Genomic DNA, 11,554 nt, shown 5'->3' with positions numbered 1-11,554 from the left:
CATATCTGTACTTTGTGAATATCGGGAACTGCGCAATTCTATATAATATATATATTACACTATATATTACACCTTGTGCGGGCAAGATGCCCGCACCACAAGAGTTTTATCATTAATATCTGTACTTTGTGAATATCGAAAACTGCTGTATGTGCAAAAATTTCCTTTTCTTCTGCCTCTGCAACCTCCGCGCTTCTGCGTGAACTATAATAAAAGGGTTTTCAAAAGTAAATCTAAATAAATCGGTTTTAGAGGATGTTTGTCAAGATTAGCCATAAATGGCCATTTTCTTTTAAAACATCCTTTAACAAAAATCAGTTATCCGAGTATCAGCAGTTATGTATCTGTTGAAGCTGAATGCTGTTTATTGCCAGGGTGAGGGGATAGGTGTAGTAGAAATCACCTTTTCTGCCATTAACCTGACGGCGCTTCTGCCACAATTTGGACATTCTACCTCTAAATACTGCGAAGATGATACGTCTACCTCAGATAATATCCCTTGTTTGCAGTGCCAACACTCACAAATCACTCTACACACTGGTTGGTTACAGTCAAGAATCTTAACGTGCTGAAAATTTTGAGATTCGCTGTCTGGTTTCCTGGGTTTAGGGAATTTTTTGATTTCTTGAACTTCCATCATCTTACCATCTAACTGCAAGTATGTTTAGAGCTTTTGGAGCTTAGTTAATCCTTTCCTATCTTACAACTATGCACCAATGATCTGGTCATTGGTGATTGGTAATTGGTAATTGGTAATTGGTCATTTTTGCCTATTTACCAACTAATGCAGGTTCTCTCACGGATTGCTGCAACAGTTGGGTATATAGTTTATCTAGCTGACTAGCTACACCATGCCAGCTAAATTTATCACTAACACGCTTTTTAGCTGCTTTTCCTAATTCTTGCTGCCATTGAGGATCACTGAGAATTTGATCAATAGCATGATTAAAAGCAGGGACATTTTGTGGTGGTACTAATAAACCAGTTTCTTCATTAACTACGGTAAATTGCAGGCCACCGACATCACTAGCGACTACAGGTGTACCACAGGCCATGGCCTCGATAGCTACAAGTCCAAAGGGTTCGTAGTGACTAGGAACTACACAAACATCCGCTGCGGCGTAATAAGATGGTAATATCTCTCGGCTCAAACAGCCTGGTAAAGACGTACATTCGTCCATGCCCAACTCGTTAACAATTCCTGCTATGCGATCGCGTTCCTTAGCATCACTATTACCTGGTGTACAACCACCACCAATAATCAATTGCAATTGTTTCGACTCATAGAATTTAGATTCCCCTACTGCTCGCACTAAGGTTTCTATGCCTTTCCGGGGGTCAAATCTACCTACATATAACACCACTTTAGTTTCTGGAGCAATTTCTAATCTGGTTCTGGCTGCTTCTCTGGTCACTGAACCAAACTGCTGAATATCTGTACCACAGGGAATAATATCAATTTCCCCTTTTTGGGAAACAAGCGATCGCATATGTTCCTGTTCTTGGGGACTAGTGGCAACAATTCTTTCTACTGTTTCTAATATTTCTTTTTCCACTAATAAACGTTGACTTGCTACCAGCGGAATATTTTCTATGGTCTTGTATTTGATCACTCCTAAGGAATGGTAGGTATGAACCTGTTTAATTCCTTGCCTTTTTTTCAATTCCATTCCTACCCAACCAGATAACCAATAGTTAGTATGAACCAAATCATAATTAATCCCCGCTTCTTTCTGGAATTTTATTAACTGATCTACAAATTCTGGTAAATACTGAAAACCATGATCTCTTGGCACAAATTCCACAGGACCTGCTGTTAAGCGAATGGTCCGACAATTAGAGCTATGTTCTACTATCGTTTCTTGATCAGCACTGACTCTCCTGCTAAACATATCCACTTGCCATCCTAGCTGTGCCAGGGCTTCACCCACTTGACGGACATAAACATTTTGTCCTCCTGCCTCTTCTCTACCTATTTCAATTGCTGGATCACCGTGAACTGAAATTAAGGCAATGTGTTTTTTTGTGGTAGCTTTCATAGATTTGTGATTTTCCTAATTTTAACAAGATAGAAGTGAGTTTTAAACTTGTGCTTATTAAACTGAAATCTGTGTTTTTTGGGAACTTTGAATGATTAATATTCTATTTTGATTATTGCCAAAATATTGGTTAACCTCTCCCACATTCTATATTTAGATTTAATACCTTCTATAGATAGAAATATCTATCTTTTTACATTGAAAACCAAATATTATCTATCATGATATACTAGTTAGACCATGATAAAACCTATCTCAAGTCGCAACGCTGCATCCTCTTAGATATTTCTAATTCATGATTTGCGCGTTTCAAATAATTACAATAATTTCCATCAAACCAAATACAACAAAGTTAAATCCCTGAAAACATCACTCCAATTGCCATCATGTTCAAAAAGCACTAATTTAATTTAGCCAAGTGTGTTCACTTATACTATTATTATATTTCCATAAGTTTTGTTACGTTAGCTACAGTTTTCGCAAAAAATTCCAAATTTTGTGTAATTATGCTCTCAAGCCTGAAAAAACCCCAAAAACTAAGCAGTGCAAATAACCATGTCTGGCTACCTGCACTGCTTGTTAAGGGGATTTGGGCTTTACCTGGAGACAAAATAAATTCCTACAGGCTCAACTAGTCATACTAATCACAGCACTTATGTGTAATAACTTGTATAATAACTCAAGTTGCTAGTTATCTAGTTGAGACTGGTAATGGGTAATGGGTAATGGGTAATGGGTAATGGGTAATTGGTGATAAAACCCCTGTTTTCATCCTGTTTATCCTTTAATCTTGGACATTCTGATTCTGACAATGTGCCTAACTAGCAAGTTACGTTAATAACTAAATTTGGATCTATATAAATGCGCTTATTCTTAATAATATAGTATTTGTAATATCATATATATATTGTATAAGCAATTCATGAATTATAGATACGTTAATATAACCATAACTTCCTTTTCAGACTAGCTTTCCAGGAAGTCGGTATGCTAAACAGCTTTAAGAATAATTCTTAAAGCGTATTGATTAAACAAACAATCTAGTTGGTCGCTTGTGCAGCCAACATTTCCTTGAGCTTTTCTAACTCCGCCGCCCAACGGGGATCTGGACGAATTGCTTCAGTTTCAACATTTGCAGCAGTCTCACGCGCACTGCTGCCGCCGCCACCACCGCCGCGTCGAGATTTCTTGCTTTTCTCCCGACGGCCGCCTTCTTTATTGCTGCTAGGAACGGGGGCGCTAGTACCTTGAAGAACTGGTTTGGGGGTTTGTGGTTGTTCTTCACCACCTTCTTCACCTTTAGTTCTTGGTAAAGCCTTTTCTAACTTGATGGGTGTGTCTTTAAACAATTGACCATTATATTTTTCAATAATTTGATCTGCTTGTTCGTCATTATTCACTGTCAAAAAACCGAAGCCACGACATTTGCCTGTTTTCCGGTCTTTAATTAGTTTAGTGGTGACACCATCTCCTTCTTCTGCAAAAACAGCTTGCAACTCTTGACGATCTATTTCTTCTTTGGGCAGATTTCCTATATATAGGCGAATTGACATGGACTATACCTCCAGATTGGGAATAAACAGATAAACAGAGCAAGACAAAAAAAACAATCAATTGGCTTTGGCTTTTGAATAGATACTATGGACTAAAACCACCACAAACCAATTTTTCAATCCCAACTATCAACTTATAGAATACAGTTTTTTATTGGGATCAAGCTTATTTGGCACGAAAGCACAACTGCACTCGTGGGTTAATATCACCTTAATTTTTGGAATTGTAAATTTAATAGCCAATTATCCACCACAGTAAATTCATTCTTCTTAATTCTTGCCCGCAGAATAAAATACCATTAGTTAACATTATCATGGTATTTCCTATGTAGCTAGTTCCGCAGAAACTTTTCCGCCAACAGCTAAAGGCCGATATTATGATCTCATCGTAGCATGAAACACATTTTAAGGGAAGAGGCAAGGGGAAAAATTTTTTACTAATAATAACGGACAACGGACTAATGACCGACCAGCACAATATAAGCACCCCAACCTTGAACTAAAATGGCAATGGCCAGCATCCAAATAGAATGAGGGCTATTGATTTTTTTGCCATCTTGAGTTTCTAGGCTTTGGATATCTATCCAGGGAGTCCCTCCGCGTCTTAACCAACCTCTAACAACAATCTGTTTACCAATTAGGTCTTGAGGGTGGAATGACTTTCCTAACCCGGGAAGATGATGTAATTTCATTAAACCTTGGCTAGATTGAAGCATCAGGTCTGGTGCTAGACAATTACCAATTCCAGGACGGCCTAATAGTTTACCAGTCAAACGGACTTTAATGCTATCAATTGGTAAAATAGACGGATCTGCAAGTAGGCTGATGAGGTTTTCGTTTTTGTGGACGTTAACATCTCTAATCTTGGGAAATAAAGCATTTATCTGTATCATTGTGCCAATGCTAAAGCCAATTAACACAAAACCCAGGACAAAATACCAGTCGTCATAGATCCACTTGAAGTTTAACAACTGCATAGCATAAGCTGTTTGCCAAAGTAACCAAGTTAGACCAGCCAATATAACACCCAGCGGGATTCCCAACCAAGGGGCAATTTGTAATAAAAAAGATTGGGGACGGATTACAATCGGCTGTTGTGGGGTTATTTGGTACAATTCTGTGTTTAAATGCCAGTAGCGAGCTATTTGACAAAGACGTTCAATGCGATCGCCCATTAAGGGATGACTACTATTAATTGTCAACCATTGGCGATAGGGATGAAAGTTTTCCCACTGGAAAAATGATTCAAGGGGTAGATGACCAGCTATACTACCTAAAACTATGCTATGTTGATATGCAACGGGAGCGAGGAGATTCAGGCTTTCTAGTTGCCAACTGGTATGTTCTTTGAGGTTGATATCATGAGCCACACCAATGGAAATTTTTAGTAATGCCCGAATTAGTCCGTTGGGATTGCCAGTAATTTCTGCAGCTTGGCGATCGCTATGATAAAGCCTGAGTCGGGAATTTAGCAAGGCTGTACCAGTCAGAAGAAACCAAATTCCGTAAGTAATAGCCGCTAAAACTGTGGCTGGCCAACGCCAAATTTTACTTTGGCAAATTTTACTGTGATGTTGATTTGCCGAAAGTGATATTTGCTGATATAATCCATAAAATGGTAGGGTAACTAACAGGATTAGGGACATGACCACAAAATCCCAACGCCCAATTTGCCCTAAAGTTAAAGCATAGATGGCAGCTATTTCATCATTGGCCAATTGTTCTAATAAACCTTGACTAACAGTTATTCTCGCTGTGCGGGGTAGGTTGCCATAACTAATGATTATGGGGGCAGAAATTGGTAAGATTCTCAGTTGGGGACAAGGCCAGCGTCGCTGTTGACAGGTACGTTGTAATACCCTCAGTGTCTCCCGACTATAGGAATTTAATTTCTCCTTGGATAACCTTTTCTGAGCCAAAAATTTTCCCAGTAACCAATCGAGTAACCAAGGAGATAATACCATGAGGATGAGGAATAATCCTAGCATCAAGAAACTAGGATCATGATATAAAACCTGGGGAGGCTGTAAGTATGGCAATTTATATAGAATTTGGGCAATTAAACCCAATACTAGTTTAAACATTTCTTTGCACATCCAAAATAGTGCTATAAATGTCAAACAGGCAATTAGTTGTGAGTAAATGAAATTAGGTTTGGAAAGAGGTTGCCATACTTTAGCTCGTCTAGCTTGCCGCCAATAAATGCTAACTGGTTTGATATTGTTATGGTTATCAGCACCAACATAACCATTTTGCGGCTGTTGTCGGGAAGGGTTTACTCTGGAAACAGGTATATTATTCGTTGATGAAGATTTTTGCCTCCGTTTTTTGCTTTCATATAGGTGTTCAAGAGCGCGTATAGACCACTCTTGAACTTGGGGGTGGTTACTAGAAATCAAATTTTGGCACAGAGCGATCGCTTTAGAGACCTCACCTGTGCGAGCATAGGACATAACTAACCCAACTTGTGCCTGTAAATAAATCCTGTCTTGGTTTTGAACTTTGGCCAGTGGTTCAAGATTAGCTATTGCTGTGTGGTAATTTCCCTGCTTAAGGGCAGCTAAACCAGCCTGTAAACATGATTCAGCGTGAGAAGGCATAGAAAATTTGGTACTCCAATCTGTTTTAGGTGACAAAAGCACGCTTATTGAGATACCCTGGTAATTTAAAATGCAAAATTTTGAAGATGGTAATAGGTAATTGGTAATTGGTAATTGGTAATTGGTAATGGGTAATGGGTAATTGGTAATGGGTAGTTCTTGCCTATTTCCCCTGCTTTAGGTTTCAATTGTTTGTTGATGAGAAAAAACAGGAGCAATAGCAGTTAATCTCAACTCTGGATGATCACCCTCTAACTGTTGACAATTCCATTCGTTGCGGAATAATAATACTGGTCGTCCCATACTATCTTTAACGGTGGTAGTATTGAACAAACGTCCTACCTGCTTTAAAGCTTCCCAACCCCCTTCGACCCAACGCGCAACACTGTAGGGTAATAAATCCAAAATAGTTTCTACACCATACTCATTTTGTAAGCGGAACTGTACCACTTCAAATTGCAACTGACCAACAGCCGCTAAAATCGGTTCACGCTTGGCTTCATCAATTGAATACATAATTTGTACAGCACCTTCTTCTCGCAATTCGGAAACACCTTTTTGAAACTGCTTAAATTTAGAAGGGTTGGGGTTTCTCAATGTAGCAAACAATTCCGGCGAAAAATAAGGGATTCCCTCATATTCTAGCTTTTGACCTGTGTAAATTGTATCACCAATCGCAAAAACACCTGGATTGTTTAAACCAATTACATCCCCCGGATAAGCAACATCAATAGATTCCCTTTCTTGAGCAAACAATTTTTGGGGACGGGATAAACGGACAGCTTTACCAGTTCGGGCATGATTTACTGTCATATCTTTTTCAAACTTACCTGTACAGACCCGGACAAAAGCCACTCTATCTCGGTGTTTGGGGTCCATGTTGGCTTGCAGTTTGAAAATAAATCCTGTAAATTCTGGATAAGTAGGAGGAATATCCCCGACGCTGCTGCTGTGTGTTCCTGGTTTGAGAGCAAAGTTCAGAAAATTCTTGAGAAATAATTCTACCCCAAAATTGGTCATAGCACTACCAAAAAACACGGGGGTCATTTTGCCAGCGTGTACCAAGTTTAAATCTAGTTCTGGACAAACTCCTTCTAATAGTTCTAATTCATCTTTAAGTTGGTGGTAAAGTTCCTTTTCTAATAATGCCTCAATTTTACTATCGCCTATATCTATGATAGTTTGCTTTGCTTCCCGACTACCGTGGGCGCTACGTTCAAATAAATGAATTTGCTGTTGTTGACGGTCAAAAACTCCTTTAAAGCGATCGCCCATACCAATAGGCCAATTCACTGCATAGGTCTGTAATCCCAATTCTTTCTCAATCTCATCTAATAATTCTATCGGTTCTCTGCCCGGACGATCAAGTTTATTCACAAAGGTAAAAATCGGGATGCCGCGAAGTTTACACACTTCAAACAGTTTCCGCGTTTGTGGTTCTAAACCCTTTGCCGCATCTATCAGCATGACTGCATTATCAGCCGCTGCTAAAGTCCGATAAGTATCTTCACTGAAATCTTGGTGTCCAGGAGTATCAAGTAAATTAATTTGACAATTAGAATAGGCAAATTGTAATACCGTTGAAGTTACGGAAATACCCCGTTGTTGTTCCATTGCCATCCAGTCAGAAGTCACTTTCCGCTGGTCTCTTCGCGCTTTTACCGCCCCCGCTTCATGAATCGCACCTCCGTATAATAATAGTTTTTCAGTTAAAGTAGTTTTACCAGCATCAGGGTGAGAAATAATCGCAAAGTTGCGACGTTGTTCCACCGCTTGACCTAGTTCTGCTTGTAGTTCAATGGACATATATGTAATTTCTTTCTAACTTCACTAAATTTAGTCTTTTTCAGGACTAGGAATCAAAAAAATTGTCAATAGTTGGGTTGACACACTTATCCAGGACCCAGGTATGCTGTTGAGCATTTAATGATCATTTAAATTGTATAACCTAAAATCAGTCTAACTCTTGTGGGGTGAACATCCCTGTGCATCCTAATGTATAAATAATGTATAAATTAGGTGCATTTTAGCTTACTTGACAAATACCGGACTTTTCTCTATTATATATTTATGGTGGGAATATGTGCGCCCATATATATTAAACAATATATTAAACAATATATTAAACAATATATTAAACAATATATTAAACAATATATTAAACAATATATTAAACAATATATTAAACAATATATTAAACAATATATTAAACATATCCATAAATATATCATATATACAGCAAGTAGCTTTGAGTGAGGTACACTTTGTGCAGGCAAGATGCCCGCACCACAAGAGTTTTATTATTAATATCTGTACTTCATAAGATCGGGAACTGCTGTAAGTAATTTGCGTTTTGATCACTTCAGAAAAATACTGACCTCACAGGTGCGATAATGTCAAGTGGGTAAGTCAGAAACACTTTTAATTAAAGAGCCAAAAGAGATAGATATTATGACTCGTGAAGTAATTCGTACTGATAAAGCACCTGCACCTGTTGGACCATATAATCAAGCAATTCTCGCTTCTGGACAAATGTTGTTTGTGGCTGGACAAATTGCTATAGATCCTAGTTTGGGTGATGTTGTTTATACAGAAGATGTAGTTAAGCAAACGGAACAGGTAATGAGCAATATTGAGGCTATTTTGACACAAGCAGGAGCTACATTTGCAGATGTGGTCAAAACTGGTGTATTTTTAGCTGATATGAATGATTTTGCTGCTGTAAATGCGGTTTATGCAAAATATTTTTCTGAGGATACAGCCCCAGCGCGTGCTTGTGTAGAAGTGTCGCGTTTACCTAAAAATGTGCTGGTAGAAATTGATTGTATTGCAGTAATTGGTGGTTAATTATATGGTGGGTAATACCCACCCTACTTTTAATTTTCTGGTTCGATACCTAATGCTTTTAATTGGGCTGCTAGTTTGTCCGCACGTTGTTTTTCTTGTTCCGCACGTTGTTTTTCTTGTTCAATTTCTTGTTGTTTTTGTCCTACTAATTCTGAACTCCACAACAATAAATTTCCCTGTTCGTCCCACAACCTTAACCATTTACCAGTTAGGTTTTCTTTTGTCCCTTCCCATATACCAAGATAAAGATTCATTTCCTCTATCCAGTAACGTTGGTTTTCATGAGGAGTCTGCAAAGTGTACAAACCTGTATTAGAGTTTAACTTATAAAACTCTAAACTAGCGCTATCTGGTTCAAAAATAGCATAATTTGGGACTTTTAAGATTTTTTCATAAAAAAACCATTTTCCAGGTGGATAAGTTGGTTTACTGGAATATTCTGTTCCGTCTGTATCAGAAATAAATTCCATCACAATAACCGGAATATCTCCCTGGAGTTGGGGTGTATAACTACGAAAGACCTCTTTTTTAGTTACCCGAATTTCCGGTATATAAGCCCAATCAGGAGCTTTAACGACAATTTTGCCATTTACAGTGGCACAGATGGCGTAGTTGGTCGGTGTGAGACAATTAGGGGGAAGTTTACCGGCTAGTTGGAGGCTTTCTGTCAGGGCTGTGGCTTGGGCTGGTTGGTAGATATTGTCCACTGGATCATCTGGGAGAATATAATCATCGGGTAGTTTTTCCCAAGTGATTTGGTAGGCTTGGGTAGCAATGATCATGATGGGGTTTTTCTGTATTCAGGTTGTAAATTCTAGTTTAACCAATTTTATAAATCCCGTCTACACAGACAAAACCCACCTTACAGTTATAGGACTTATGCAAGTGTCACACCAAAAATCTGTTGTAGGGTGCTTTACTACTGCATAAATCCTGCAAATAAACAGATTGTTGATACAGCAAGTAGCTTTGAGTGAGGTACACCTTGTGCGGGCAAGATGCCCGCACCACAAGATTTTTATCATTAATATCTGTACTTGAGAATATCGGAAACTGCTGTATCTGACGCACCTTACCAATGTGCTAGTTGCATAAATCCTGAGTTAATTTCTTAATGATAAACTCTCAGGTATTCTTTAAATATGGGGAATATAGTAAATAATTTTTCATCATTTTCTAACTTGGTTAATAAAAATCTTCTTGTTAATGATTGTAACCCGTTTATTATATCTATTGATGACAATGATAAGCAGTTTTTGATCTCGTCTCTAGATATGGGTTGATGATTTTGACTGATTTTTAATAATATCTCTTTTTCAATATCTGATAATCTCAACCATATTGAATCAAACTCGGTTTTAAAGTCCGCTGTTAAAATTAAAATATTTTCTTTGAGAAATTCTGAGACTTCACCCTGAAATACATCTTTAATCAGGATACTAATATACTGTAAATATTTAGGATGACTTTCATATAGTTTAATCAATTCTAACCAATTTTCCTGATTTTTTAAGCCCGTATTTTGTAAAATATCTGCATGATTTAACCCTGATAATTCTAGGGAGTGGGTTGGGTAAATTTCCTGGTCTAAGGATATCATTTCTTGACATTTTTCCTGACTAATGAGAATTAAACAGCTTTGATGTTCAATTTCTGTAATCATTTGCAGAAAGATTTGGTAGTCTTGATATTCAGGTTGATATTTTCCAGCAAATTGACGATTAATAAAAATATTTTCTAAATCATCTAAAATAATTAAACATTTCTGATTTCTAAATATATCAAATAATTGTTTTAATTTATCATCTATAGGTTGTTTAGCTTCCTGTTGACAAACATTTAATAAATCATCAATAAGTAAATTTAGGGATTTAGGAAATTTTAAACTTCTCCAAATAATGACTGCAAATTTATCTAAGTTCAAATCAACAAATCTTTTCACAAGGGTAGTTTTACCAATTCCAGGTAATCCTAATATTGAGATTAAATGAGTGTTTTGATTGACGATAAACTTAAATATCAATTCTAATTCTTTTTCTCGTCCATAAAAACGAGTAATTTTAGGAGATACGGTTAAATCATGGTAATAAGATTTAGATTGTTTTGTATTATGATCTTCTGGATAATGATTTGATATTTGATTATTAGAACACCAATTAATACTACTGTTTTCAAAATTAATTATTTTAGAGTTTATAACTCTTTCTATAGTCCAACAAAAATTAGATTTATTAACCTCTTGACCTAAACCGTCCGATAACATTTTAAATAACTTCCTACTCTCGTCACCAATATAACCCTCATCATAGTCATAAATACTGGCAATTTGTCTATAGGTTTTACCATTAAATAGTTCCTCAATAATCTTTTTTTGTAAATCATCTAAATGTTTATCAGTCTGTGTAAATACTAGGTGATCAACAAATTGTAAAATTTCTGTAACATTCATAAAACCGAGCTTAGGTAATATTTTTAGCCATTATAACTCAATTTGTTGGCAATTTATCAGGTATTT

General features: G+C 37.1%; 8 protein-coding genes. 1 reads left to right on the top strand and 7 read right to left on the bottom strand.

What is annotated here, in order from left to right; all coding sequences use genetic code 11:
* Positions 1-364: 364 nt before the first annotated feature.
* From H6F62_RS16855 to H6F62_RS16835, 5 genes are all read right to left on the bottom strand, one after another.
* Positions 365-637 (bottom strand): hypothetical protein, encoded by a 273-nt coding sequence (locus H6F62_RS16855; RefSeq protein ID WP_071604789.1) that lies wholly within the window; start codon positions 635-637, stop codon positions 365-367.
* Positions 638-770: 133 nt separating this feature from the next.
* Positions 771-2,039 carry a glycosyltransferase family 1 protein gene (locus H6F62_RS16850; protein ID WP_190372533.1) on the bottom strand — a complete coding sequence of 423 codons (1,269 nt, stop codon included), beginning with the start codon at positions 2,037-2,039 and terminating at the stop codon, positions 771-773.
* 1,040 nt (positions 2,040-3,079) lie between these two features.
* A complete protein-coding gene (locus H6F62_RS16845; protein ID WP_137909207.1) occupies positions 3,080-3,592 on the bottom strand; it encodes an RNA-binding protein in 513 nt (170 codons plus the stop codon).
* Positions 3,593-4,050: 458 nt separating this feature from the next.
* Complete coding sequence (locus H6F62_RS16840) at positions 4,051-6,192, bottom strand: zinc metalloprotease HtpX (protein ID WP_137909206.1); 2,142 nt, start codon at positions 6,190-6,192, stop codon at positions 4,051-4,053.
* A gap of 177 nt (positions 6,193-6,369) precedes the next feature.
* Positions 6,370-7,998, bottom strand: a complete 1,629-nt coding sequence (locus H6F62_RS16835; RefSeq protein WP_137909205.1) for a peptide chain release factor 3 — start codon at positions 7,996-7,998, stop codon at positions 6,370-6,372.
* Between the two features lie 645 nt (positions 7,999-8,643).
* On the opposite strand from H6F62_RS16835, the gene H6F62_RS16830 reads away from it, so the two are divergent.
* Positions 8,644-9,039: a RidA family protein gene (locus tag H6F62_RS16830; protein WP_028090292.1), complete on the top strand. Its 396-nt coding sequence runs from the start codon at positions 8,644-8,646 to the stop codon at positions 9,037-9,039.
* A gap of 29 nt (positions 9,040-9,068) precedes the next feature.
* Here H6F62_RS16830 and H6F62_RS16825 read toward each other — a convergent pair whose 3' ends face one another.
* A complete protein-coding gene (locus H6F62_RS16825; protein ID WP_190372532.1) occupies positions 9,069-9,821 on the bottom strand; it encodes a Uma2 family endonuclease in 753 nt (250 codons plus the stop codon).
* A 329-nt stretch (positions 9,822-10,150) separates the two neighbouring features.
* A complete protein-coding gene (locus tag H6F62_RS16820) occupies positions 10,151-11,488 on the bottom strand; it encodes an ATP-binding protein (protein ID WP_190372531.1) in 1,338 nt (445 codons plus the stop codon).
* Between the last annotated feature and the right edge of the window lie 66 nt (positions 11,489-11,554).

It is taken from the genome of Anabaena sp. FACHB-1391 (assembly GCF_014696755.1).
Classification (GTDB): Bacteria; Cyanobacteriota; Cyanobacteriia; order Cyanobacteriales; family Nostocaceae; genus Dolichospermum; species Dolichospermum planctonicum.
The sequence above is the reverse complement of the archived record's forward strand: the minus strand, read 5'-3'. Positions and strand labels throughout refer to the sequence as shown.